A 23,722-nucleotide genomic window follows, 5' to 3' on the forward strand; every position below is an offset into this window, starting at 1 on the left:
AGGGTAAAAGGTGACTCAAGTTTTTTTGAGAGGGAATACCCGTTTCGAATCTATCCAAGAGGAAGCCAACATGACATCTGTTCCCGAAGTCGCCCCCAACGCAACCGCCCAGGAGATTCTCCGTCTCGGTGTGACCGCAGCGCAAGGCACTGTGAAGCTCGCCTGCTCGTTCTCCCTCGAGGACGTGGCCATCATCGAGCTCGCCCGGGAGGCCGGTCTGGAGGTCGGCGTCTTCGCGCTCGACACCGGCAGGCTGAATGAGGAGACCTACGAGGTGGCCGACGCCATCACGGAGCGCTACCGCATCAAGATCGACTGGTATTTTCCCCGGCACGAAGCGGTGGAAAAGCTGGAGCGCGAGAAGGGGCTCTTTTCCTTCCGCGAGTCGCTGGAGAACCGCCACGAGTGCTGCCACATCCGCAAGGTGGAGCCGCTCGGGCGTGCGCTGAAGGAGCTTTCCGGGTGGGTCACCGGCATGCGCCGTGAGCACAGCGTGACCAGGACGGACCTTAAGGCGATCGAACTGGATGCGCTGAACGGCGGCATCATCAAGATCAACCCGCTACTCGACTGGAACGAGGCCCAATTGCTGGATTTCGTACAGGAGCGCCGCCTGCCGCAGAACCGCCTTCTGAAGCAGGGGTACCGTTCCATCGGTTGCGCCCCCTGCACCAGGGCGGTTCAGCCGGGAGAGGATGCCCGCGCGGGGAGGTGGTGGTGGGAGAACCCCGAGCACAAGGAATGCGGCCTGCACCGGAGATAGACGGCGCGAGCCCGGCGCGACCGGCGCCGGTACAAAGATTCGATACGGGAAACGATATGAAGAAAAATCTGACGCACCTGCAGCAACTGGAAGCCGAGAGCATTCACATCATCCGCGAAGTGGTGGCCGAGTTCGAGAACCCGGTGATGCTTTATTCGATCGGCAAGGACTCCGCAGTCATGCTGCACCTGGCCCGCAAGGCATTCTATCCGGCGCCGCCGCCTTTTCCGCTGTTGCACGTGGACACCACCTGGAAGTTCCGCGACATGATCGAATTCCGCGGTCGGATGGCGAAGGAGTCCGGTATGGAGCTTCTCGTGCACGTGAACGAGGAAGGGGTGAAAAAAGGAGTCTCCCCCTTCACCCACGGCTCCGCCCTCTACACGGACGTCATGAAGACCGAGGGGCTAAAGCAGGCGCTCGACAAGTACAAGTTCGACGCCGCCTTCGGCGGGGCCCGCCGCGACGAGGAGAAATCCCGTGCGAAGGAGCGCATCTTCTCCTTTCGGAGCGCGAACCACCGCTGGGACCCGAAGAACCAGCGCCCTGAACTCTGGAGCCTCTACAACACCCGCGTCAAGCCGGGAGAGAGCATCCGGGTGTTCCCGCTCTCCAACTGGACCGAGCTGGACATCTGGCAGTACATCCACCTGGAAGAGATCCCCATCGTGCCGCTCTACTACTCGGCGGTGCGCCCGGTTGTCGAGCGGGACGGCATGCTCATCATGGTGGATGATGACCGGCTGGAGTTGAAGCCCGGCGAGAAGATCGAGTACAAGTCGGTGCGCTTCCGCACCCTGGGCTGCTACCCCCTGACCGGGGCGGTCGAGTCCGAGGCGGACACGCTGCCGGACATCATCCAGGAAATGCTGCTCACCCGCACCTCCGAGCGTCAGGGACGCCTGATCGACCACGACCAGGCCGGCTCCATGGAGAAGAAGAAACAGGAAGGGTACTTCTAATGGCACATCAATCGGAACTGATCGAGCAAGATATCCTAGCCTACCTGAAGAGCCAGGAAGAGAAGTCGCTTCTGCGCTTCATCACCTGCGGCAGCGTCGACGACGGCAAGAGCACCCTCATCGGCCGCCTTCTGTGGGACTCCAAGATGGTCTTCGAGGACCAGTTGGCGGCTCTCGAGGCCGACAGCAAGAAGGTGGGGACGCAAGGTGGCGCCATCGACTACGCCCTTCTTCTTGACGGGCTGCAGGCCGAGCGCGAGCAGGGGATCACCATCGACGTCGCCTACCGTTTCTTCTCCACGGACCGGCGCAAGTTCATCGTTGCCGACACCCCCGGCCACGAGCAGTACACCCGGAACATGGTAACCGGCGCCTCGACCGCCAAGGTCGCCGTCATCCTGGTCGATGCACGTAAGGGGCTGCTGACCCAGACCCGCAGGCACAGCTTCCTCGTGTCGCTCGTCGGGATCCGGCACATCGTGCTGGCGATCAACAAGATGGACCTGATCGGGTACGACGAGGAGAAGTTTAAGGCCATCGAGGAGGACTACCGCGCGTTCGCGGCGCCGCTCGGCTTCGAGACCATTACCGCGCTCCCCATCTCGGCTTTGAACGGCGACAACATCATCGAGAAGAGTGCCGAGACCCCGTGGTACAAGGGCCCCACCCTGATGCACTTCCTGGAGACGGTGCAGGTCGAGGACGATAGGGACGAGCGCCCCTTCCGGCTTCCGGTGCAGTGGGTGAACCGTCCGAACCTCGATTTTCGCGGTTTCTGCGGCACCATCGCTTCCGGCACCATCCGTCCCGGCGACGATGTCCGCGTAGCATCATCCGGCCAGACGAGCCGGGTGGCGAGGATCGTGACCTTCAACGGGGATCTGGAAGAGGCAGTGGCGGGGCAGGCTGTCACGCTGACCCTCGAGGACGAGATCGACATCAGCCGCGGCGACATGCTGACGCGTCTGGACGCGCCCCCTCTTTACACGAGGCATCCCGAGGCGCACGTCGTCTGGATGCACGATGAGCCGTTGCAGCCGGGGCAGCTTTACCTGGTGAAGACGGCGACCGGGGTGACCCCGGGGCGGGTAACCGCGGTGCAGTATGCGGTGGACGTGAACACCCTGGAGCAGAAGCAGGTTGCCACCCTTGGGCTGAACGAGATAGGCCTTGCCAGGCTCGAGCTGGATCGCCCTGTCTCCTTCGACCCGTACGGGAGCAATCGCGACACGGGAAGCTTCATTCTCATCGACCGGTTCACCAATGCGACCGTTGCCGCCGGCATGGTTCTGGACGGGCCGGATGAAGCGCAGAAGGCGCACCTTTCGCAGGAAGATAGCCCGTGGGCGCCGCGCCGCATCGTGCTCGATGCCGTCGCCGCGACCAACCTGAACGTGGTCGATCTGACCGAGGAGAAGGGGCTTTTCCTGCTCGATCTTGCGAGGAGCATCGAGGAGTACTTGGAAAAGGGTAACCGCATCCTGTTCCGGCTGCGCGACCTGGCCCAGCTGGAGCCGGTGGCGCAGCTGGCCTACGACAAGAACCTCGCCTTCGAGTTCGATCGCAACGGTGACGGCGTCAGTCTGCTTCTGTTCAAGCGCGGCACAGCCCCCGCCAAGGGGTATGGCGACGACGGCATCGGTATCTAGTAAAGGACCAACCGGGCCAGTCTGGCCAGTCGGAGCAGTCCGACTGGCAGACTGGATGCTGAGCTAGCCTGCCGTACTCACCAGTAGTGCTGCCAGTGTTACGCCGCTAACCACGAACCACAGCGTCACACCCTGCAGCATGGGGCGTACACCGACCTTGCCCAAAACCTCTCTGCTGAGCCCAAGCCCGACGAAAAACAGGGACACTCCCAGGCCGTGCCTGGCTAAAGCCGCAACCTGATTCCACTGCACCTCAAAAGCCGGCAATAGGCTCCGCACGGCTGCTGCTGCGATGAAGCCAATGATAAAGAGCGGTACGTGTGCTCTCTTGTCGGACTTCTTCAGCAGGGCTGCCCCGAAAACGACCGGCATGATCCACATGGCGCGGGTGAGCTTCACGGTGGTACCGACTTTCAAGGCCTCTTCCCCAAAGGCGGATGCCGCACCGACGACGCTGCTCGTGTCGTGAATGGCAAGGCCCGCCCAAGTGCCGAAGACATCCTGGCGCAGATCCAGCAAATGCCCTATCAGCGGGAACAGCAACAGAGCAACGGAGTTGAGGGTGAAGACGGTGCCAAGGGCCACCGCCGTCTCGTCATCCTTGGCGTCCAGCACCGGCGCTAGCGCCGCAATCGCACTGCCGCCGCAAATTGCCGTTCCCGCAGATATCAGCGCAGATGTGTTGCTTTGAGTGCCAAACAGCCTCCCCAACAGGTATCCGACGCCGAGGGTGAAGCCAATCCCCACTATGGTGTACCCTAGACTTTCCCTTCCTGTCTGCACCACTTCTCCAAGTTTTAGTCCGAAACCAAGCCCGACTACGGAGAGCTGCAGCGACACCCTGCTCAAGCTCGCCGTCCTCTGCAGCCACGGGTTGCCCAAGGTCAGGGCGTAGCCCGTCCCGAGGGCGAGGGCCAAGGCGGGGCCACCCCATGGAGAGATGGCCAGCGCCAGACATAGAATCATAACAATGCTTCGGACCTCCATGTGTCTCATTTTCCCCTCCTCAATGTGGAAATCTATTGCGGATAATATGTCTTTTGAGATATAAATAAAAATTAGTAATTTAGATAAATAGCATCAATTGGATTTATGTTTATCCGGGAGAGGCTATGACGATAACGATCAGGCAGCTTGAGATATTCGAGAAGGTCGCAGCATGCGGCGGGGTGACCCAGGCTAGTGGCCAATTGCTGTTGACCCAGTCGGCGGTCAGCATGGCGCTTGCTGAGCTGGAACGGCTGGCGGGAGCGCCCCTCTTCGAGCGTTCCGGCAGGCGGCTGTTTTTGAATGACCGCGGGCGGGAGATGCTTCCTCAAGCGCGGGAGGTGCTTTCGCGCGTACGGATGATCGAGCTTTTCCTGGACGAGTCCGTTGGAGCGCCTAAAGGGACTCTGGTTATCGGGGCGAGCACGACCATCGGTAATTACCTGTTGCCTGCGATAGTCGGCGAGTTCTCGAGGCGTTATTACGACGCCAAAGCCCTGCTGCAGGTCGGCAATGCACTTCAGATAGAGCACGGGGTCGAGTCGGGTGAACTGGACCTTGGGCTCGTCGAAGGTCTGCCGCATCTTTCGTCGCTCGCTACCACCCCTTGGAGGCGGGATGAACTCGTGATGGTTGTCGGGCAGCAGCATCCTTGGGCAGCGGCCCGAACGGCCACTCCGGAGATGTTGCGGGAAGCCCCATGGATCGTGCGCGAGAAGGGCTCCGGAACAAGGGAGGTCTTCGAAGCGGCAATGGAGAGGGCAGGGGTGACTTACTCCATTGCCCTCGAACTCGGTCATACCGAGGCGATCAAGAAGGCGGTGGAGGCGGGGTTGGGGGTCGGGTGCGTTTCCAGAATGGCGGTCCAGCGGGAACTGGATCACGGCTGGCTTTTAGAAGTTTCCAGCCCGGTGGATCTGCAGCGAACGCTGCTCCTTGTTACCAGAAAAAACGACTACCGCACTGCCTTGATGCGTGCGTTCCTCACGATGCTTGAAGAGAGCAGGGATGTCGATGAAGTGAGGGGTGAGAAGGCGTCGGAATCAGTTTGATGTTAAGAAGACCAAAATGATCTTTTTTATGTTGACTTGATGGCGCTGCCAGTGTAGAAATAAATAACCTCAATTATGGGAAAGGAGATCAGGCAATGTGGACCTCTAAGTTTGCTATTCGTCCTGTATCGCACTGCAAAGAAGGTTGCAGTATTTAGCCCGTCTCGGAAGAGATGGGCGGCCCACAACCAAAAAGCCCCTGTAGAAATACAGGGGCTTTTTGCGTTTGTACTTTGAGGCGGCGCTCATACCGCTTCTATGACTGCTGGTGATGGAGTGGCTGCCATAAGAGAGCTGCCCCTACGGTGCAACCAGCTTCCAGTTTACGCACGAAGCAGCGCGGAGATCTTTTTTCTCCTTTATGGAAGGCGTAGCGACTGTCCCGTCATGACAGGACATGCACAACCTCCCCTTGCCAAGTCGTGGATCGAAATCCTCCGGAACGGTGACATTGGCTGGAATGTTGAGGGCGTATGCTTTGCCGGACTTGGTCTGCTCCGTCGTGCTGTTCCACAACATGCCACCCTCGGTAGTATCCTGATGCGGTACATGACAAAACTGGCATACCTTACCCGCCCCTGGAACAGCGACGGGCGTGTTAGCCGCATGGTCCGCTCCCTCGGAACTCGCACAAGGGGGCGCGCCAGCTTCTGCGATGGCGGCAACACATAACACAGTAACAAAACTAATAACAAATCTGCACATCGAGAGCTTGTTCATGGCGATCTCTCTAGCCGGACCCGCTTTAAAGGGGCGTTCGGCCGATGGATTTTGACGGTCACCTGTAGGTCAGGCTACCCCCCCCCAGAGTTGGCGGCATTCTACACATACATGACTCGATAAGCAAATGAAATATATATGTAGGAATAAATGAATATATCCTTCGGTATAGATTCCTACATTTCAGCTGGACCGACACGAATAGGTGCCTGGCTGCCTCACTGCGACCGCGGCTTTTGCTGTAGTCGTTGCCAATGAGGAGCGGTTCCTGCCTAATGGCTAATGCTTTCAAGCTTGAAGACTTGGAGGCAATACAGTAAGGTGCCCGGCTGCACGCGAAGTTATCTTTTAGGAGGATGAAGGAGTTTATGAGAAGCGGTAAGAGGGGCGGTTTTGTGATGATTCTGTTTTGCCTGCCATTCCTGCTGGAGTGGTGGTTCCTCAGCTCCATGCGTTCCGGTCTGGCCGTCGCGGTTGTCCTTTTGCTACTCGGGCTGCTTTTTCTCTGCTACTGTGCCATTGCCATGTTGCTCCCGGAGCCGCCCGCCCCGCAGCGGATAGGGAACTTCTCGTTCTCCTCGCCGGATAGTCTGCAGCGCAAATATCTTTCCTAGTTTTTCCCACTTGTCCCGGCTCATGCTGACAGCCTCCGTCGAAAGGAGCCTGTCGTGAAGGCATGTTAAGCCCGTTAGCTTTCGCTGACCGTTCGCTGAGACAACCTTCCTCCGTAACAGCCAGTCCCCGTGTATACGCCGGGGGACTACCCAAATACTTGTCATATTTTTGCCTACACATGAATAAAATTTACTGCTGTTCGGGATTCCGCAGCGCTTAGTATGCAAGCAGAATACTACAGCGTAAACATCGCCGGGGTACGCTCGCCAGCCTTTTGTGGTAGGTTTTTGCGCGTTAAATCAGATGCTTAATGAGTATTGTGAGTAAGTGAGGTCCATGCCGATGTCGCCGCGCATTTGATGGTTCGCAAAGGCGCTCGCTGATTGCACAGTGCTGTCGTAGGAGATATTTTTTTTGTTGTGGGGGTAATTGTCTACAGTAATTTAAGTGAATATTTGCTATAAAAGCTTCCCATGTCTGGAGGAGCATTAATGACCATTGAAGAAGCATTCGGCATAGTCGTAAGACGACTGAGAAGGGAACGCAACCTATCTCAGGACAGGCTGTCTATGTTAAGCTGCCTGGACCGCAAATTCATATCCAACATCGAAGGCGGTAAACAGCAGCCGAGTCTCTTGTCCATATTTGCCCTTGCCTCCGCCCTCAACGCATCCGCCTCCAGTATCATCTTTGAGACAGAATTCATCCTTAAAATTAACACGCCGGAAAGGATGAGGCCCGACGGGAGCAAGATCGACTGGATCAGTAGCATGGAGATCATGATGAGTAAGATTAACAACTGCTACCAGGGGACAGAGACCATTCTGATCGTCGACGACGAGAAACAGTTGCGCGAGATGCTCTCTGACTTCCTCGTAAGCTACGGTTACCGGGTGATCACTGCTGAAGACGGCCAGGATGCACTGGACAAATACAAACAGAACGGGCCGATACATCTGGTGGTCATGGACGTGGTTATGCCCCGCAAGGACGGCATCAGCTGTTTCAGGGAGATCAAAAAGGTGAACCCGGCCGCGAAGGCTGTGTTCATGAGCGGCTACCGCCCGGACCACCTGCAGGCGAAGCCCGATTTCCAACTCATCCAGAAGCCATTTTCGCCGGTCGAGATGATCAAGGCAATAAGGAGCGCGCTGGAGAGTGAACAGGACACGGCCTGCGACTGCTGACCAGCTCACAAAATGATGGATCCATGAAGGGACGTTCCGACGAACGTCCCTTTTTTTATCCCAGCTGATACCAAAGGCTGAGCATCCAGGCGGTAGCGAGGGTCGAGGAGAACCAGATGATCGCCCGCGGCGTGATGTCCTTGGGAATGTCCAGGTACGGCCGCTCGCCACGCAGCGATTGAATCCTGTACTCGATGGTTTGCTTGCCGTGGACGAACACCGCGATGGAGACGGGGAACCACAGGGCCCCCGATAGGGTGAGAAGGGCGCTCAGCGGGCCTTTGAGGTGCTCTCCCATGGAGAGCAGAAGCGCCAGCGTGATCCCTGAAACGAGCGCTGTCGTCTTGGTGGCATAGGGTATTTTCATGGCAGACCCCGTGCTGTCCGGAGGTGGGTGCCGACCCACACAGCAAAGCATACAAAGCCACATTAGCAAGTTAAAGACAGCGGAAGATGAGGGGGAAGGTGAGGGGAAAGGTGAGGGGAAAGGTTGACAGCTTGTGAGACTTTGTGGTAGCAAGGGGGTGGCGATAACTCGCTAATTACCTGATTTATAGAGGTTTATGTGAAAGATGCAATGTTGTGCCGCAGGATGTTTCTCAAGTCCTCCGCGTTTTTTGCTGCGACCCTTCTCGGTGCCAAATCCGCCATGGCGAGGCTCGTCGATGGTGCCGGTACCGGCGGCCTTACCGAGGGCAAACTCTCTCTATACAACGTTAACTGCAATGAACGGTTGACCGTAACCTACCGCAACAGCCTCGGCGAATACTGCGATGAAGCACTGCATGCCCTGAACTGGATCTTTCGCTGCCACCACACCAACCAGACCACGGAAATGGACCTGCGCGTCGTCGAATACCTGAACCGGCTGGACAACACCTTGGGGGGCGACAACGAGATTCACATCATCTCCGGTTACCGCTCTCCGGAATACAACGCCGACCTGCGCCGCCGCTCAAAGGGTGTTGCGAAGGACAGCTTCCACATGAAGGGGATGGCTATCGACCTCGCAATACCGAAGTTCGGGCTCGACCGGATAAGGAAAAGCGCCCTGACTCTTGCCGCGGGGGGCGTCGGTTACTACCCTCAGTCCGGTTTCGTTCACATCGACTCCGGGCACTTCAGAACCTGGGGTTAGCCGGGAATACCACAGGGCAGCGGCATCACCAGCCGTCACCCAAAAAACCTCGCCTGCAGCAAGTAAACTCCGATACCTCCGAAATAGCCCAAAAGGGCAAGCCCGCTGATCTTCCTCACATACCAGAAGAAGTGCACCTTTTCGAGTCCCATGGCGGCCACCCCGGCGGCCGAGCCGATGACGAGAATGGAACCGCCGGTACCGGCGCAGTACGCCATGAATTCCCAGAGGAAGCTGTCGGCCGGATGCGCTGCCAAGTCGTACATCCCCATGGAGGCGGCAACGAGCGGCACGTTGTCGACGATGGCGCTCACAAGCCCGATCAGGGTGACGATCAGGTCGAGGCGTCCCACGGTACGGTCGAGCCAGCCGGCGATTGCTGACAGGATGTGCGTGTGTTCCAGCGTCGCCACCGCGAGCAGGATACCGATGAAGAAGACGATGGAGCTCATGTCGATCTTCTCCAGGGCGTGGGCCAGGGTGAAGTGCCGCTTGTCCATCTCCTCCTTGTTCCGGTGCACGAGGTCACCGGCGAGCCAAAGGATGCCGAGCCCGAGCAGTATCCCCATGAAGGGGGGGAGGTGGGTCACCGTCTTGAACACCGGGACGCTCACCAGGATGCCGATGCCGAGGAGGAACATGAGGTTGCGCTCGAAGAGGGTGCTCTGCGGGATGTCGCCGTTTTCCTCGCGGACCGGAGCCACCACCTCGCGGCCTCTCAACTGGAACGCAACTACGGCAAGCGGCAGCAAAAGGTTCACCAGTGCAGGGGCGAGCACCCCCTTCATGATCGCCAGGGTGGTGATCTGCCCCCCGATCCAGAGCATGGTAGTGGTGACATCACCAATGGGGGTCCAGGCCCCGCCTGCGTTGGCGGCGATGACGATTAGACCGGCGAAGAAGAGGCGGTCCTCTTGGTTGTCGAGGAGCTTCTTCATCAGCGAGATCATGACGATGGTGGTGGTCAGGTTGTCGAGCACCGCGCTCAGAAAGAAGGTGACGATACCCACGAGCCACATGAGAGAAGAGAGCTTCCTGGTACTTATGTGGGAGGTGATCACCTCTAAGCCGTTGTGGGCGTCGATCACCTCCACGATGGTCATCGCACCGATCAGGAAAAAAACGATCTGCGCCGTGGACGCCAGCGACTCGTTCAACTGGTGTACTACCAGGTGGGAGTCAGGGCTGGCGAGCGCGTACACGGACCAGAGCAGGCCCGCGCCGAGAAGTGCGGAGGATGACTTGTTGATCCCGATGGGGTGTTCAAGGGCGATGGCCGCATAGGCGATGACGAAGATGGCGACGAGCAAGGTTACCATGGGGGTGAGGTTCCTTAGGAGTGGCGCTTGGGGACTCGGGCATTGATAGCGCAACTTGGTCAGCTGGTAAAGGTAAAAAGGGCCTGTCGTGTGGACAGGCCCTTTTCCGTTCAACGGTTAGGCGGTGCCGCTAGTAACCGAGTGCGCGCGGCAGCCACAGCGAAATGATCGGCACGTAGGTGATGAGGATCATGAAGCAGAGCATGGCGAGCAACCATGGCCAGACCGCCACGGTCAGCTCCGATATCCCCATTTTCGTGATGCCGCTGGCAACATAGAGGTTGAGGCCGACCGGCGGGTGGCACATGCCGACCTCCATGTTCACCGTGATGAGCACGCCGAAGTGGACCGGGTCTATGCCGAGCTGCATGGCGACCGGGAACAGGATCGGGGCGAGGATCAGGATGATCGAGGAGGGCTCCATGACGTTTCCGGCCAGAAGCAGCAGAACGTTGGTCACCAGCAGGAAGGAGACCACGCCCAGGTTGTGGCCGAGGATCCAGTCCGCCATGAGCTGCGGGATGTTCTCGTGCGTCATCAGGAAGCTGAAGAGCACCGCGTTGGTGATGATGTACAAAAGCATCGCCGACATGCTCGCCGAGTCCAGGAGCACCTTCGGGACCTTCTTGAAGGGGACGTCGCGGTAGACGAAGACGGCGATGATGAAGGCATACACCGCGCTCATGGCGGCGGCCTCGGTCGGGGTGAACATGCCTGAGTAGATGCCTCCGAGGACGATGACGATCAGGAACAGGCCCCAGACGCTGTCGCGGAACGCCTTGGCGCGCTCGCCCCAGGTCGCCTTCTTCATGCGAGGAAGGTTGCCGTTTTTCGCTCGCCACCAAGCAACCAAACCGAGCAGCGTCGCGAGCATGAGGCCAGGGATGACGCCCCCCATGAAGAGGGCGCCCACCGAGGAGTTGGTGGCTACGCAGTAGACCACCATCGGGATGGACGGCGGGATCAGGATGCCCAGCGAACCCGAGGTGGTGATGACGCCGGCGCCGAAGCGCTTCGGGTATCCGGCGCGCACCATGGCAGGCATCATGATGGAGCCGATCGCGACGACGGTCGCGGGACTCGAACCGGAGACGGCGGCGAAGAGGGCGCAGGCCATGACGCCGGCGAGCGCCAGGCCGCCGTGCCAGTGCCCTACCATGGAGGTGGCGAAGTTGATCATCCTCTTGGCGACGCCGCCGTGGGTCAGGAAGTTACCGGCGAGGATGAAAAACGGGATCGCCATAATCTCGAACTTCTCGATGCCGGTGAAGAGCTTCATGGCGACCGCCTCGGTCGGCACCTCCGAGAAGAAGAAGAGGAAGGTGAGAACGGTGAGGCCGAGTGCGATGGAGATGGGCATGCCCGTCAGCATCAGGGCCAAGAGAAGCGCGAAGACGATGCCGGTGCTGCCGAGGGTGGCTATCGCTCCAAGTATCACGGCGATGGCGAGAAGCCAGGTCGCCGCCTTTTTCTTGGAAAACTGTTCCCAGCCGGCTACTGCAGTACTCATTTCACACCCCCAGCTTCCTTATGATTGAACTTGTGCTGCTCGTATTCCTCCAGCGCATCGGTGGAGTCGAGCGTGCCGATCTCGTCGATGCCGTCGACATGGGCGTGGTCATGGTGCGGCAGCTCCCCGGTGCGCAGGAAGGCGTATCCAACCTGCAGGAAGCGGAAGCACATGAGGTACGAGCCCAGCGGCACGGCGCAATAGACGATCCAGGTCGGCCACTCGAGGTCTGGGGTGGTGGGGCCTTCGATCAGGTCGGCGACGTTCATGCCGAGCTTGTTGAAGACGGCGTAGTGCATGCCGTTTTCCCATACGAACTTGGCCCCCAGCGAGCCGATCAGGCCGGTGAAGACGACACCGCCCAGGATGGCGATGATCACGGTGGTCTTGCGCCAGGAATCGGGGAGGCGGGTGACCAGAACGTCCACCCCCACGTGGATGCCGCTTCTGACGCCGTAAGCAGCGCCGAATTTGGCCATCCAGACGAACATGTAGATGCAGAGCTCCTGCGCCCAGCTCATGTTAATGGTCAGCAGCCAGTCCTGCAGCCCCGGGATCGGGAGGCCGGACAGGTAGCGATGGGCGACGGCGACGGCGATGATTACCGTGGCGGCGCCGATGAGGAAGGTGATGATGATTTCCTCAAGATGGTCAAGATACTTCATCATGATGGGCTTCTCCTGGAACTCTCGGCGACGGCCGCCTGGATGTGGCGGCCGTCGCGTTAAGGTTCGGGGTGATTATTTCGCGTTGTAGCCGGTAGCCGCGTAGACTTCCTTCACGATGTCGGCACCGATGCGGCCCATGTTATCCTTGTGGGCTTTGTCCATCGCCTTCTTCCACGCTGCACGCTCCTGCGGGGTGAGGGTGATCAGCTGGCTGCGGCCGGACTTTTTCACAGCGGCGAGGGCCTCGTCGTTGTCCTTCTTGGCCACGTCGTTGGCATACTTCGTCGCGTCCTTCATGCACCCTTCGAGGATGGTGCGGATGTCGGCCGGGAGCCCCTGCCAGAACTTCTTGTTCACGATGACCGCATAGCCCAGGTAGCCGTGGTCGGAGAGGGTGACGTACTTCTGTACCTCGTGCATCTTCTGGGTGTAGAGGTTGGAGGGGGGATTCTCGGTGCCGTCGACGACGCCGGTCTGCAGCGCCTGGTACACCTCGGAGAATGCGAGCACCTGCGGGATGGCACCTACCGAGCGCATCTCGGAGTCGAGCACCTTGGAAGACTGGATGCGCATCTTCTGGCCCTTGAAGTCGGCCACGTTCTTGAGCGGCTTGTTGGCGCTCATCACCTTGAAGCCGTTGTCCCAGTAAGCGAGGCCGAGGATCCCTTTCGGCTCGAGCTTCTTGAGGAGCTTGGCGCCCACCTGGCCCTGGGTGACCTTGTGCAGTTCCTGATAGTTGTCGAAGATGAAGGGGAGGTCGAACACCTCGAACTCCTTCACGCCGAGCGGTGCGAACTTGGCAAGGGAGGGGGCGAGCATCTGGACCGCGCCGAGCTGCAGGGCTTCCATCTCCTCCTTGTCCTTGTAAAGCTGGCTGTTCGGGTACACCTCGACTTTCACGCGCCCCTTGGTGCGCTCTTCGGCCAATTTCTTGAAGTAATCGGCGGCCTGTCCTTTAGGGGTGTGCTGCGCGACTACGTGGCTGAACTTGATCACGATGGGGGCTGCGAAGGCGTTTATCGGCAGGGCGAGTGCCGCCGCCATGGCCAACGTTTTAAAACAGGCTTTCAGGTTCATAGGGTATTCCTCCTTGGTTGGTGTCCTGCTGTTATGTGAAAATATTTATTAGTTTGGTGGCGGCACCTTATTTGAGGACTGTTGGGTGTTTGTATACGATACATTGTTTTGTTGCAACTGCGGTGCCACATGATTGGAGTCGTAACGTATTGATTAATGACTGTTGGAAGGGCCAGAATGATGGTTGAAACGTGAAGTGGTGGCGGAAAACGGCCACATGGGTGGCGGATATCTGCCAAAAGCCGGCTTGGCGGCCGGATTAAAAACTTTGTGCGCGTGCGCTGGGGGAGTGTAGTTGTGGTTGGTGGGAGTTAATGCTGGCGGTGTGCCGAAAATAGAACAAGGCGGGCCAGCGGCCACGCCTCGTCATCTTTTCACAGCAGCAGATCTTACAAAAGCTAGAGGCCGTATTTGTCCATCTTGTAGCGCAGGGTTCCTCGCGGGATCCTTAATGTCGTGGCGGTCTGCAGTACGTTGCCGCCCGTTTTCTGCAACGCCTGTCGAATGAGCGTCTTCTCGATGCTGTTGATCGCCTCCTCCAGCCCGACATCCTGCGGAACTTCTATCGCCGTTGCGCTGGTGTCAACCGTCGTATGATCGCCGTCCTGGCTGTTCCTGATTTCCAGCGGCAGGTGCTCCGGCAAGAGGGTCGGCCCAGTGCGCATGATGCAGATGCGCTCGATGACGTTTCTGACTTCGCGCACGTTTCCGGGCCAAGCGTACTGCGCCATGAGCTGTTCCGCCTCAGGCGAGATGTCGCGGAATTGGCGCCCGAAGGAGCGGCTGAACCCATCTAGGAAGTAGGCGGCGAGGGCGGCTATGTCGGCGGTGCGCTCGCGCAGGGGGGGGATGTGGATCGGGAAGACGTTCAGGCGGTAGAATAGGTCCTCCCGGAAGCTCTTCTCGGCGATGCGCTGCAAAAGGTCGCGGTTCGTCGCCGCGATCACCCGCACGTCGATGGTAACATCCTTCACCGCGCCGACCCTCCGTATGGATCTCTCCTGCAGCACCCTCAGGAGCTTTGCCTGCATTGCCATGTCCATCTCTCCGATCTCGTCGAGAAAAATGGTGCCGTGGTGCGCCTCCTCGAAGAGACCCTTCTTGCGGCCGCTCGCACCGGTGAAGGACCCTTTCTCGTGGCCGAAGAGCTCGCTTTCAAGGAGCGCCGCCGGTATCGAGGCGCAGTTGATGGCGATGAAAGGGGCGTCCTTGCGGTCGGATAGGTCGTGGATGGCGCGGGCCACCAGTTCCTTTCCGGTCCCGGATTCGCCGGTGATCAGGACCGTCGAGGGGATGCGTGCTATCTCGCGTACCTGGGCCACCACCTCGTTGAAGGCCTCGCTTTTTCCGATAATGGGGGAGGAGCCAAGGAGCGAGGCGTTTCCCTGACGCAGCTTGCGCACCTCGCGCTTAAGGGTCTGGGTCTTCAGTGCGAGCTTTACGATGAGGCGCAAGGCGTCCGCCTTGAACGGCTTTTTCATGTAATGGAAGGCGCCTAGCTGCAGCGATTCCACTGCGCTCTCGACCGAGCCGTACCCGGTGATGATGATCACCAGCAGCTCAGGGTCTAGTTCTTTCAGGGCCTTCAGGACGTCGATGCCGTTCTCGGTCCCGAGGTTCAGGTCCAAAAGGGCGAGGTCGATCTGCTCCGAGGCGACGATGTCGCGGGCTTCCTGGCCGGTCTGGGCGGCGCAGACCTGGAACCCTTCCCCGGATAGGATGCGCTGTACGTTTTCGCATATGAAGGCTTCGTCGTCTATGATCAGTATCTTTTCCATGCGTTCCTTTTCCTGTTCCAGCTGAGCTGCATAGCTTTCACGCGAGTGGTTGGCGGTTCTGCACCTTCCGACGGAGGGGGAGGCCGGGCAGGGGGATGACGAGCATCTCCCTGCCTTTACCTCCCGGACTCAGTCTGCTTCCTGTTGATCGCCTAGCGGCAGCTCGACGGTAAACCGGGTTCCCCGGCCCGGCGCGCTCTCCACCTGCACCCGCCCCTGGTGTTCCTCGACGATGCGCTGGGTGATCGACAGCCCGAGACCGGTGCCGGCTCCCTTTCTTGTGAAGAACGGTTCGAAGATGAGGGGCTGGTCTTCGCTGGCGATGCCGGGGCCGTCGTCGCCGATGGTGATCACTGCATACCCATCGGAAACGGCAGTGGATACCTCGATGCGTCCGCCGCCTGGAAGGGCCTGCTGCGCGTTCTTGATGATGTTGAGCACCGCCTGTTTGATCTTCTCCGGGTCGAATCGGAACGGGGGGACCTCACCCTCGTTCATGACCAGTTGCACCTGCTGTTTCTCGCACGGCCGCCGCATCAGGAGCACGGTGTCGTTCACGAGCCGGTTGAGGTCGCACTCCCTGAACTCTGCGCGCACCGGAGAGGAGTAATTCAAAAGGGCGTTGATCAGCTTCTCCACCCGCTCGATCTCAAGGAGGGCCTTCTTGATGAGCTCCTTGTCTGCGGGGTCCGAGGTCGCCTGGTCGTGCAGGTCGTCCAGTAGCAGCGAGATCCCGGTCAGCGGGTTGCGCACCTCGTGGGCGATCCCCGCCGAGAGCTTCCCAAGGGAGGCGAGGCGGTCTAGTCTCATCATCTCCTCGTGCAGGTTCTCGCGCTCGGTCTCGTTGCGCAGGGTCACGGTAAGTCCCTGGTCGGAATCGACGCCGATGGGGAAGAAGCCGACGTCGAAATGGGTCTTGCCCGGCTCATGGTCGAAACGGAAGGTTTCACGCCCGTATCCGGCACCGGTAGCGAAGACGTCGGCGATCCTGTCGCCCAGTATTCCCCAGCCGTTGAAAACCTCGCGGTAGTGCATCCCCGTCGTGATCCCTTCGCCCAGGAAGAGGCGGCCGGTGCTGTTGATGGAGGTGAGGAAGCCCTCCGGGGAGAAGGTCACGATGCCGCTCGAGATACTCTGCAGCACGCTCTCCTTGAAATTGCGTTCGTCAAGGATCTCCAGCCGTGACTTCTTTAGCTCTTCCAGGGTGGCGAGGAGGCTATGTTTGCGGCGGTCGAGCTCGTCGGCCATGTAGTTGAAGGTCTGGGCGAGGACGCCGATCTCGTCGGCGGAGTTCACCGCGACCCGGACCGCACTGTCGCCGGCGGCGAGCTTTTTTGCACTCACGGTGAGCTGTCTGAGCGGAACGCTGATGCCGCGTGACAAAAGCCAGGCTGAAAGCGCTGAGAAGACGGCGGTGATCAGGATGATGGCCCCGCTTGCCTTGCGGTGCTCGCCGAGCTGGCGGCTGATGAGCCTGCTTCCTTTGCGGGATGCCTCGTGGAAGCGGTCCACCTGGAAACCTATGGTGACGCCGCCGAAGATGCCGTGCTTCGCGTAGTCGCCGGTGTCGTAGAAGATGGGTGCATAGGCCATGATCTTCTTGGCTCCTCCTACGTTGGTGATGTCCACGTGCCCCTCCCGCTTGGCGCGCACCGCCTCGGCCACCTGCGGGTATCCGGGGTGAATGAAACCGGCGAAGTCGAGGTTGAAGGGGATGCGGCCGCTTTCCACGTCCGCCTTGCTCGACTTGCTGCTGTAGGGGGGGACCAGCTTGCCGCTTGGGTCCACACCGCGGATGTCCCAGTACTTGGGGTGCGTGATGATCCATCCCTCGTCGTCGAACAGGAAGGCGTAGTTGCCGCTTTGGTAGGAGGGAAAGAGGGCTGCCGCGTTCTTGCCCGGGTCGATGTGCTGGGTGAACTCCATCAGGTGGCGGTGGTCCAGGGAGAGGAGCACCATGCCGGCGAATTTCCCTTTGCGGTCGAAAAGCGGCGCTCCGAAGCGGATCACCCCCTGGTATATCTTGCCGTCATAGGCGCTTTCCGGGTCCGCGGCGCCCGCCAACTGCTCCTGCTTGCTGACGTGAAAGCCGGTCAGGTGCGATACGTAGATCTCGCCTGGCTTCAAGGCGCGCACGCGGCGGAAGTAGTTCTCGCTTTTGAACTCCGTGTTCGCGGGGTCGGAGACGTCGGCAAGTTCCCGTTCCGGGGCGAAGGTGCCGTTGCGGATCGCCAGGCGCTCCCGCCCCTTTGCGTCAATGATGGCGATGGAGCGGTAGATGGGGCGGAACTCGTGGGTCCCCTGGGCCTCGGTCGCGCCGCCGCCGCGCTGCCAGACCTCTGAGAGCCGGGTCTGGTAGAAGTCGAGCAGGGTCTCTCGGTCCAGCCGCGACCGGGAGACGAAGAGGAGATCGCTCTCGCACTGGTGCAGGAAATCCTTGATGTTTTCCGCGAGGTCCCGCGCCCTCATCTGCAGCGACTCAATGGCCTGTCGGTCGTCGGACTCCGTTATCTCCATCGAGAGGTTGGTGCTGGTCGCCTGCAGGTTGGCTAAGAGAATGACGGACGAGACGAAGAGCGGCAGCAGGGAGAGCAGCAGCGTGATGACGAGGATCTTTTTGAAGATGGTGAAACGTGGCACGTGGCTCTCCCATGTGGTTAATCAGTTCGGCAGGTTAGCATAAATCCTCTTTTCAGAATAGTGTTTCGACACCGTCCGGGAGAGCTAGGAGGCGAGGGGAGGGGGCGCGCCCGGGGGCTCCGGTGTCGAAGGCCTTCTTCGACTGTGCCGGTAACCGCGGCTGAGCCCTCTCTGCGCGCGGGCTCGGGGGTCTTTTGTGTTGACTTGGCTGCGGGGCTGCATTAATAGTAGTCCGTTGTTCAGGCTGGAATCGTCCGGAGGAATCGGTTGGGATATAAAGACCTTGCATCCTGCGTCGCTGACCTGGAGCGCACCGGCGCGCTGGTCAGGATTGACTGCGAACTTTCCGCGGAACTCGAGATCGGGTCGATCCAGCGCCGCGTCTATCAGGCGGGCGGCCCGGCGCTTCTCTTCACCAGGGTGAAGGGGAGCTCCTTTCCCATGCTCGGGAACCTCTTCGGGACCCTCGACCGCACGAGATACATCTTCAGGGACACCCTTAAAGCGGTGGAGCGCCTGGTCAAGCTCAAGGTGGACCCGCGCACCGCGCTGAAGGAACCGACCACCTTGCTCGGCGCGGTTCCCGCTGCCTGGCACCTCCTCCCGAAAACGGTGGGGGACGGCCCCGTCCTTGCCAACCGCACCGCGATCGCCGGTCTCCCGCAGTTGAAATCCTGGCCCGACGACGGCGGCGCCTTCATCACCCTTCCCCAGGTCTATTCCGAAAGTGCGGCTCAACCCGGGTTGCGCCATTCGAACCTCGGCATGTACCGGGTGCAGCTCTCCGGCGGCGCCTACCGGGAGAACGAGGAGATCGGGCTGCACTACCAGATCCACCGCGGCATCGGCTTTCACCACGCCGAGGCCATCGAGCGGGGCGAACCGTTCCGGGTCAACATCTTCGTCGGCGGTCCCCCGTCCATGACCGTCGCCGCGGTCATGCCGCTTCCCGAGGGGATGCCGGAACTCTCCTTCGCCGGACTTCTGGCCGGGCACCGCATCGAAATGGTGCAGCGCGAGGGGAAGCTTCCCATCCCGGCGCAGGCGGATTTCTGCATCACCGGCATCGTCGACCCCAAAAGAACACTCCCCGAAGGCCCCTTTGGCGACCACTTCGGCTATTACAGCCTCGCACACGACTTCCCGGTGCTGAAGGTGGAGGAGGTCTTCCATCGCGACGGCGCCATCTGGCCCTTCACCACGGTGGGGCGTCCCCCGCAGGAGGACACCTCGTTCGGCGCCTTCATACACGAGCTCACCGGCCCGCTCATCCCGACCGTCATTCCCGGGGTGAAGGCGGTGCACGCGGTGGACGCGGCGGGGGTGCACCCGCTTCTCTTTGCCGTCGGCAGCGAGCGCTACGTCCCGTACGGCGAGCGGCGCACGCCGCAGGAGCTTTTGACCATCGCGAACGCGGTGCTCGGGCAGGGGCAGCTCTCCCTGGCGAAGTACCTGATGATCGCCGCCCACGAGGACGCGCCGCGCCTGGACATCCACGACATCCCGGCGTTTTTGGCCCACGTTCTCGAGCGGTTCGATCCGCGCCGCGACCTGCACTTCCAGACCGCCACCACCATGGACACCCTTGACTACTCCGGCTCGGGACTGAACAGCGGCTCCAAGGTGGTCATCGCCGCGATCGGGGAGAAGCGTCGCACCCTCGCCACCGAGCTTCCCAGCGGGCTCAGGCTTCCCGCCGGCTTCGACGACCCCAGGCTCTGCCTCCCGGGCGTCATCGCTTTGCGCGGACCCGCCTGCCGGACGAGGAAAGGGGAACCGGACGAGCGGATGGATGAGCTTTGCGAAACGCTTGCCGGCGGTGAAGGGCTGGAGGGCTTCCCGCTCATCGTGGTCTGCGACGACAGTCGTTTTACCGCGGCGGAACTGAACAACTTCCTGTGGGTGACCTTCACGCGCAGCGATCCCGCCGCCGACATCTACGGCGTGGGTGCCTCCATGGCCTGCAAGCAGTGGGGGTGCACCGGACCCGTCGTGATCGATGCACGCGTGAAGCCGCACCATGCCCCGCCCCTGGTCGAGGATCCAGCGGTGGAGCGCAAGGTGGACGAACTGGCAGCGCCCGGCGGCCCGCTGCACGGGCTTTATTAAAAGGCAAAAGGCCTCAACGCAAAGACGCCAAGCCGCGAAGACGCAAAGACGAAAAACAGGAAGCACGACTGAGGCTTTTAATCGGGATTGTTCCCTTCGCGCCTTTGCGGCTCCGCGTCTCTGCGTTGAGTCTTTCTGTCCTTGTTTGTGACTTTGGAGTAACTGTGGCGAAGGAAAGACTGGACAAGCTGGTGTTCGAACGGGGGCTCGCCCCCTCGCGGGAGAGGGCCAAGGCGCTCATCATGGCCGGGCAGGTGGTGGTAAACGACCATCTGGCCGACAAGGCGGGGCTCATGGTCGCCCCCGAGGCGGAGATCCGTCTCAAGGGGGAGCCGCTGCCGTACGTGAGCCGCGGCGGACTCAAGTTGGCCGAGGGGCTCACCCGCTTCGGCATCGACGTCGCCGGGCTTTGCGCCGTCGACGTCGGCGCATCCACCGGAGGCTTCACCGATTGCCTGCTGCAGCGCGGCGCCCGGCGCGTCTTCGCCGTCGACGTGGGGTACGGCCAGCTTGCATGGAAGCTGCGCGAGGACCCGCGGGTGGTGAACCTCGAGAAGACCAACATCCGCTACCTCGAGTCGCTCCCGGAAACTCCGGACCTGGCCGTCATCGACGCCTCGTTCATCTCTCTGGACAAGGTACTTCCGCCGACGCTGCGCCTCATCAAGGAGGACGGCATCGTCGTCGCCCTCATCAAGCCGCAGTTCGAGGTGGGGCGCGGACAAGTAGGGAAGGGGGGCGTGGTGCGGGACGCGAAAAAGCACCAGGAGGTGGTCGACGGCATCACCGATCTCGCCCGCGGCCTGGGCCTTACCGTCCTCGGCGTCTGCGACTCCCCGATCCTCGGCCCTAAGGGGAACAAGGAGTTCCTGATCCATCTGAAAAAGGGCGACGCGGTTCCCGAACCCGGGGACGCGGACGCTTCGGAGTAGATTTCCATCCCGCAGGAGGTGTTTCACATGAATGACTGTCTTTTCTGCAAGATGGCGGACGGGCGCATCCCGGTCAAGAAGGTCTACGAGGACGACCTCCTCTTCGCCATCGAGGACATCAACCCAGTTGCGCCGGTGCACATGCTCCTCATCCCGAAGAAGCACTTGGCGAACGCGCTTGACCTCGCCCCCGAGGACGACCTGCTGATCGGTGCGGTGCACCGTGTTGCCGCCTCCCTCACCCGCGAACGCGGCTTCGACGAGGAGGGGTTCCGCCTGGTGAACAACACCAACGCCGGCGCCGGCCAGTCCGTATTTCACATTCATTTCCACCTGTTGGCCGGGCGCAAGCTCGGGTGGCCTCCGGGGTAGCATCGGGGGGGACCGAACCTGAAACGGTACAGCCTAAGGAGAGAAAAGATGAAAAAACTGCTCGTGCTGTTGCTACTGCTCTACCCGCTCACGGCCATCGCGGAGACCTACCAGTGGACCGACGGGAGGGGAACGGTGAACTTCGCCGAAGACCTCGGCAAGGTTCCGAAGAAGTACCGGAAAAAGGCCAAAAGGCTCGGCGGCGATGAGGAACCGGTGAAGATCATCAACGAGTCCCCGGCGGAACCGGCCAAGGCGAAGAAGGACGAGCCGGAAGCGGGTAAAAAGCTCTACGGCGGGAAGGACGAGGCAGCCTGGCGCAGGGAGTTTGGGCAGGCCGAGTTCAACCTTAAAAACGCGGAGTCGGACCTCGCAACGCTCAAGGGGAGGCTGCGCGACACCTCGACGATGAGCCGCTCCGAGTACCTCTCCATCCAGAACAGCATCAGGTACGCCGAGGACCGGGTCCAGGCGCAACGCAAGAGACTCGAACAGCTTCAGGAGAGCGCCGACCGCCTGGGCGTTCCCGCCGAATACCGTAAATAACAAGATACCTCGCCAAACCCGGACCGGGCGCCGCCTTGTGCGGTTACCCGGTCCGGCCGGCATCACCGCCTGGAGTAAAGCATGGTTTTTCCCAACATCGACCCGGTTTTCCTGCGCCTTGGGCCGCTGGAATTCCGCTGGTACGGTCTCATGTACATCTGCGGCTTCGTCAGCGCCTACTTCATAATCCTCTCCGGCGTGAAGCGCAAAGGGCTGCCGCTCAACAAGGACCAGGTCGCCGACATCATCTTCACCGTCGCCCTCGGGGTTATCTTGGGCGGCCGGATCGGCTACATACTCTTTTACAACCTCTCTTATTACCTGAGCCACCCGTTGAAACTGTTCGCGGTTTGGGAAGGGGGGATGTCCTTCCACGGCGGCCTGATCGGTGCCACCCTGGCGAGCCTCTACTACATCCGCAAGCACAAGCTCGCCTTCTATCCCCTGGCGGACATAGGCTTTTTGGCAGGCCCGGTGGGGCTTGGTTTCGGCAGGATCGGCAACTTCATCAACGGCGAACTCTACGGCCGGGTTACCGACGTCCCCTGGGGGGTCGTCTTCCCGAGCGGGGGGCCGCTGCCGCGCCATCCTTCCCAGCTCTACGAGGCGTTTCTCGAGGGGCCGGTCATGTTCACGGTTCTTTACCTGGTTTCGCGCAACGTGAAAAAGGACGGGGTCGTCGTGTGGTCCTTCATCGCGCTGTACGGACTGTTCCGTTTCCTGGTGGAGTTCGTCAGGGAACCCGACGAGCAGATAGGTTTTCTCTTCGGAGGGCTGTCTATGGGGCAGATGCTAAGCTTCCCTATGTTCCTTCTGGGCGCGGCGATGGTGATCCGGCGCTACCGCCGCGGATAGCGGTCAGGCGAGTTTCTTTTTCATCTCCAGCATGTTTTCCTTGCAGCTCTTTCTGTAGGCGACCGAGTCCATAAGGGTACGGATCAGGAAGATGCCGCGTCCCCGGTCCTCCAACTCCTCGAAGTTGGGGGCGGGGATGGCGTTGATGTCGAATCCCTGACCGTCGTCGTACACCCTGATGGTGAGATCGTCCCGGTGCAGGCTTATAACGATGCGAACGAGCTTTTCCGGCTCCTTGGGGCCGGCATGCTTTATCGCGTTCACCATCGCTTCGGTGAGGACCAGATTCAGGTGATAGGCGAGCACCTCCTTGTCGCCGCTGAAACGCTCAAGCTCCCGGGCTATGTCCTCCCCGATCTTCCCGATAAGACTCAGGTACCTGGTCTTGTTGGGGACCTTTATGTCGACCTCGATCGTGTTCCCTTGCATCTAGAGCCTCGCTTCAGGACCATGGGCCCCGCCTAGGACTGAAAGTTCTCCACCGCCTCCACCGTGGATGGGAATATCTCGAAGACCCGGTGCAATCGGGTCAGTTCGAACATCGACTTTACCTGAGACTGCAGCGAGGAGAGCTTCAGGTTCCCCTGATGCGAAATGGCGTTCTTAAAACCGGACACCAGCGCGCCAAGACCAGAGCTGTCGATAAAGCGGACGTCCTTCAGGTCCACCAGCACGTTCTTCTTGCCGTCCTCGAAAAGCTTCTGCACCGCGCTTTTCAGCTCGGTAGAGTTGTGCGCGTCCAGCCTTTCCTCCTTGACGTATATAATTACAACGTCGTTCCTCGTCTCGCTTGCTAGGTTCATGGCCTTCTCCTTGTTGTGAGGTCCGATCCGGTATACATCC

At 60.3% G+C, this 23,722-nt stretch carries 22 protein-coding genes; 12 read left to right on the forward strand and 10 right to left on the reverse strand.

The genetic code is table 11. From position 1 onward, the window contains the following. The first annotated feature begins 52 nt into the window (after positions 1 to 52). Genes E8L22_RS10225 through cysN form a run of 3 tightly spaced genes read left to right on the forward strand, consistent with a single transcriptional unit; the run spans position 53 to position 3,374 of the window. Positions 53 to 763, forward strand: coding sequence for a phosphoadenylyl-sulfate reductase (locus tag E8L22_RS10225; RefSeq protein ID WP_281282985.1), 711 nt, complete (start codon positions 53 to 55; stop codon positions 761 to 763). 56 nt (positions 764 to 819) lie between these two features. Next, positions 820 to 1,725, forward strand: a complete 906-nt coding sequence (cysD, locus tag E8L22_RS10230) for a sulfate adenylyltransferase subunit CysD (RefSeq protein WP_136525092.1) — start codon at positions 820 to 822, stop codon at positions 1,723 to 1,725. Then, a complete protein-coding gene (cysN, locus tag E8L22_RS10235) occupies positions 1,725 to 3,374 on the forward strand; it encodes a sulfate adenylyltransferase subunit CysN (RefSeq protein ID WP_136525093.1) in 1,650 nt (549 codons plus the stop codon). Before cysD ends, cysN begins: the two co-directional genes overlap by 1 nt. Positions 3,375 to 3,437: 63 nt before the next feature. On the opposite strand, the gene E8L22_RS10240 is transcribed toward cysN, so the two are convergent. Next, on the reverse strand, positions 3,438 to 4,340 hold the full coding sequence (locus E8L22_RS10240) for a YeiH family protein (protein WP_246044610.1): 903 nt from the start codon (positions 4,338 to 4,340) through the stop codon (positions 3,438 to 3,440). A 146-nt stretch (positions 4,341 to 4,486) separates the two neighbouring features. Here E8L22_RS10240 and E8L22_RS10245 point away from each other — a divergent pair, with 146 nt between their 5' ends. From E8L22_RS10245 to E8L22_RS10255, 3 genes are all read left to right on the forward strand, one after another. Beyond that, positions 4,487 to 5,413 carry a LysR family transcriptional regulator gene (locus E8L22_RS10245; RefSeq protein ID WP_136525095.1) on the forward strand — a complete coding sequence of 309 codons (927 nt, stop codon included), beginning with the start codon at positions 4,487 to 4,489 and terminating at the stop codon, positions 5,411 to 5,413. A 1,088-nt stretch (positions 5,414 to 6,501) separates the two neighbouring features. Beyond that, on the forward strand, positions 6,502 to 6,747 hold the full coding sequence (locus E8L22_RS10250) for a hypothetical protein (RefSeq protein WP_162604818.1): 246 nt from the start codon (positions 6,502 to 6,504) through the stop codon (positions 6,745 to 6,747). A gap of 492 nt (positions 6,748 to 7,239) precedes the next feature. Further along, positions 7,240 to 7,935 carry a response regulator gene (locus E8L22_RS10255; RefSeq protein ID WP_136525097.1) on the forward strand — a complete coding sequence of 232 codons (696 nt, stop codon included), beginning with the start codon at positions 7,240 to 7,242 and terminating at the stop codon, positions 7,933 to 7,935. A 55-nt stretch (positions 7,936 to 7,990) separates the two neighbouring features. On the opposite strand, the gene E8L22_RS10260 is transcribed toward E8L22_RS10255, so the two are convergent. Continuing rightward, positions 7,991 to 8,302: a hypothetical protein gene (locus E8L22_RS10260; protein WP_136525098.1), complete on the reverse strand. Its 312-nt coding sequence runs from the start codon at positions 8,300 to 8,302 to the stop codon at positions 7,991 to 7,993. Between the two features lie 198 nt (positions 8,303 to 8,500). On the opposite strand from E8L22_RS10260, the gene E8L22_RS10265 reads away from it, so the two are divergent. Beyond that, entirely contained in the window at positions 8,501 to 9,073 is a 573-nt protein-coding gene (locus tag E8L22_RS10265; RefSeq protein ID WP_136525099.1) for a YcbK family protein, read from the forward strand. Positions 9,074 to 9,108: 35 nt separating this feature from the next. Here E8L22_RS10265 and nhaD read toward each other — a convergent pair whose 3' ends face one another. The 6 genes from nhaD to E8L22_RS10295 all read right to left on the reverse strand — a co-directional run bounded on the left by nhaD (position 9,109) and on the right by E8L22_RS10295 (position 18,065). Continuing rightward, positions 9,109 to 10,392, reverse strand: coding sequence for a sodium:proton antiporter NhaD (gene nhaD / locus E8L22_RS10270; RefSeq protein WP_136525100.1), 1,284 nt, complete (start codon positions 10,390 to 10,392; stop codon positions 9,109 to 9,111). A 130-nt stretch (positions 10,393 to 10,522) separates the two neighbouring features. Then, complete coding sequence (locus tag E8L22_RS10275) at positions 10,523 to 11,902, reverse strand: TRAP transporter large permease (protein ID WP_136525101.1); 1,380 nt, start codon at positions 11,900 to 11,902, stop codon at positions 10,523 to 10,525. Next, positions 11,899 to 12,570, reverse strand: a complete 672-nt coding sequence (locus tag E8L22_RS10280; protein ID WP_198420145.1) for a TRAP transporter small permease — start codon at positions 12,568 to 12,570, stop codon at positions 11,899 to 11,901. Before E8L22_RS10280 ends, E8L22_RS10275 begins: the two co-directional genes overlap by 4 nt. 72 nt (positions 12,571 to 12,642) lie before the next feature. Then, the gene (locus E8L22_RS10285) at positions 12,643 to 13,647 is read right to left on the reverse strand and encodes a TRAP transporter substrate-binding protein (RefSeq protein ID WP_136525102.1); all 1,005 of its coding nucleotides are present in this window, start codon (positions 13,645 to 13,647) and stop codon (positions 12,643 to 12,645) included. A 398-nt stretch (positions 13,648 to 14,045) separates the two neighbouring features. Then, positions 14,046 to 15,425 (reverse strand): sigma-54-dependent transcriptional regulator, encoded by a 1,380-nt coding sequence (locus tag E8L22_RS10290; RefSeq protein WP_136525103.1) that lies wholly within the window; start codon positions 15,423 to 15,425, stop codon positions 14,046 to 14,048. 129 nt (positions 15,426 to 15,554) lie between these two features. Further along, positions 15,555 to 18,065, reverse strand: coding sequence for a PAS domain-containing sensor histidine kinase (locus E8L22_RS10295; RefSeq protein ID WP_136525104.1), 2,511 nt, complete (start codon positions 18,063 to 18,065; stop codon positions 15,555 to 15,557). Positions 18,066 to 18,332: 267 nt separating this feature from the next. Here E8L22_RS10295 and E8L22_RS10300 point away from each other — a divergent pair, with 267 nt between their 5' ends. The 5 genes from E8L22_RS10300 (at position 18,333) to lgt (ending at position 22,879) form a co-directional block, all read left to right on the forward strand. Beyond that, on the forward strand, positions 18,333 to 20,174 hold the full coding sequence (locus tag E8L22_RS10300) for a UbiD family decarboxylase (protein ID WP_136525105.1): 1,842 nt from the start codon (positions 18,333 to 18,335) through the stop codon (positions 20,172 to 20,174). A gap of 164 nt (positions 20,175 to 20,338) precedes the next feature. Beyond that, the gene (locus E8L22_RS10305) at positions 20,339 to 21,106 is read left to right on the forward strand and encodes a TlyA family RNA methyltransferase (RefSeq protein WP_136525106.1); all 768 of its coding nucleotides are present in this window, start codon (positions 20,339 to 20,341) and stop codon (positions 21,104 to 21,106) included. Between the two features lie 27 nt (positions 21,107 to 21,133). Next, entirely contained in the window at positions 21,134 to 21,478 is a 345-nt protein-coding gene (locus tag E8L22_RS10310; RefSeq protein WP_136525107.1) for a histidine triad nucleotide-binding protein, read from the forward strand. Between the two features lie 48 nt (positions 21,479 to 21,526). Next, positions 21,527 to 22,024, forward strand: coding sequence for a DUF4124 domain-containing protein (locus E8L22_RS10315; protein WP_136525108.1), 498 nt, complete (start codon positions 21,527 to 21,529; stop codon positions 22,022 to 22,024). Between the two features lie 81 nt (positions 22,025 to 22,105). Next, entirely contained in the window at positions 22,106 to 22,879 is a 774-nt protein-coding gene (gene lgt, locus E8L22_RS10320) for a prolipoprotein diacylglyceryl transferase (protein ID WP_136525109.1), read from the forward strand. Positions 22,880 to 22,882: 3 nt separating this feature from the next. Here lgt and E8L22_RS10325 read toward each other — a convergent pair whose 3' ends face one another. Continuing rightward, positions 22,883 to 23,308 carry an ATP-binding protein gene (locus E8L22_RS10325; RefSeq protein ID WP_129125725.1) on the reverse strand — a complete coding sequence of 142 codons (426 nt, stop codon included), beginning with the start codon at positions 23,306 to 23,308 and terminating at the stop codon, positions 22,883 to 22,885. Positions 23,309 to 23,340: 32 nt separating this feature from the next. After that, complete coding sequence (locus E8L22_RS10330) at positions 23,341 to 23,682, reverse strand: STAS domain-containing protein (RefSeq protein ID WP_129125724.1); 342 nt, start codon at positions 23,680 to 23,682, stop codon at positions 23,341 to 23,343. Positions 23,683 to 23,722 lie beyond the last annotated feature (40 nt).

It is taken from the genome of Geomonas ferrireducens (assembly GCF_004917065.1).
Taxonomy (GTDB): Bacteria; Desulfobacterota; Desulfuromonadia; order Geobacterales; family Geobacteraceae; genus Geomonas; species Geomonas ferrireducens.

Excerpts from the sequence above, each read along its gene's own strand:
- cysD (WP_136525092.1), top strand. The coding sequence starts at position 820 with ATGAAGAAAAATCTGACGCACCTGCAGCAACTGGAAGCCGAGAGCATT.
- cysN (WP_136525093.1), top strand. The coding sequence starts at position 1,725 with ATGGCACATCAATCGGAACTGATCGAGCAAGATATCCTAGCCTACCTG.
- E8L22_RS10240 (WP_246044610.1), bottom strand. The coding sequence starts at position 4,340 with ATGATTCTATGTCTGGCGCTGGCCATCTCTCCATGGGGTGGCCCCGCC.
- E8L22_RS10245 (WP_136525095.1), top strand. The coding sequence starts at position 4,487 with ATGACGATAACGATCAGGCAGCTTGAGATATTCGAGAAGGTCGCAGCA.
- E8L22_RS10250 (WP_162604818.1), top strand. The coding sequence starts at position 6,502 with ATGAGAAGCGGTAAGAGGGGCGGTTTTGTGATGATTCTGTTTTGCCTG.
- E8L22_RS10255 (WP_136525097.1), top strand. The coding sequence starts at position 7,240 with ATGACCATTGAAGAAGCATTCGGCATAGTCGTAAGACGACTGAGAAGG.
- E8L22_RS10260 (WP_136525098.1), bottom strand. The coding sequence starts at position 8,302 with ATGAAAATACCCTATGCCACCAAGACGACAGCGCTCGTTTCAGGGATC.
- nhaD (WP_136525100.1), bottom strand. The coding sequence starts at position 10,392 with ATGGTAACCTTGCTCGTCGCCATCTTCGTCATCGCCTATGCGGCCATC.
- E8L22_RS10275 (WP_136525101.1), bottom strand. The coding sequence starts at position 11,902 with ATGAGTACTGCAGTAGCCGGCTGGGAACAGTTTTCCAAGAAAAAGGCG.
- E8L22_RS10280 (WP_198420145.1), bottom strand. The coding sequence starts at position 12,570 with ATGATGAAGTATCTTGACCATCTTGAGGAAATCATCATCACCTTCCTC.
- E8L22_RS10285 (WP_136525102.1), bottom strand. The coding sequence starts at position 13,647 with ATGAACCTGAAAGCCTGTTTTAAAACGTTGGCCATGGCGGCGGCACTC.
- E8L22_RS10290 (WP_136525103.1), bottom strand. The coding sequence starts at position 15,425 with ATGGAAAAGATACTGATCATAGACGACGAAGCCTTCATATGCGAAAAC.
- E8L22_RS10310 (WP_136525107.1), top strand. The coding sequence starts at position 21,134 with ATGAATGACTGTCTTTTCTGCAAGATGGCGGACGGGCGCATCCCGGTC.
- E8L22_RS10315 (WP_136525108.1), top strand. The coding sequence starts at position 21,527 with ATGAAAAAACTGCTCGTGCTGTTGCTACTGCTCTACCCGCTCACGGCC.
- lgt (WP_136525109.1), top strand. The coding sequence starts at position 22,106 with ATGGTTTTTCCCAACATCGACCCGGTTTTCCTGCGCCTTGGGCCGCTG.
- E8L22_RS10325 (WP_129125725.1), bottom strand. The coding sequence starts at position 23,308 with ATGCAAGGGAACACGATCGAGGTCGACATAAAGGTCCCCAACAAGACC.
- E8L22_RS10330 (WP_129125724.1), bottom strand. The coding sequence starts at position 23,682 with ATGAACCTAGCAAGCGAGACGAGGAACGACGTTGTAATTATATACGTC.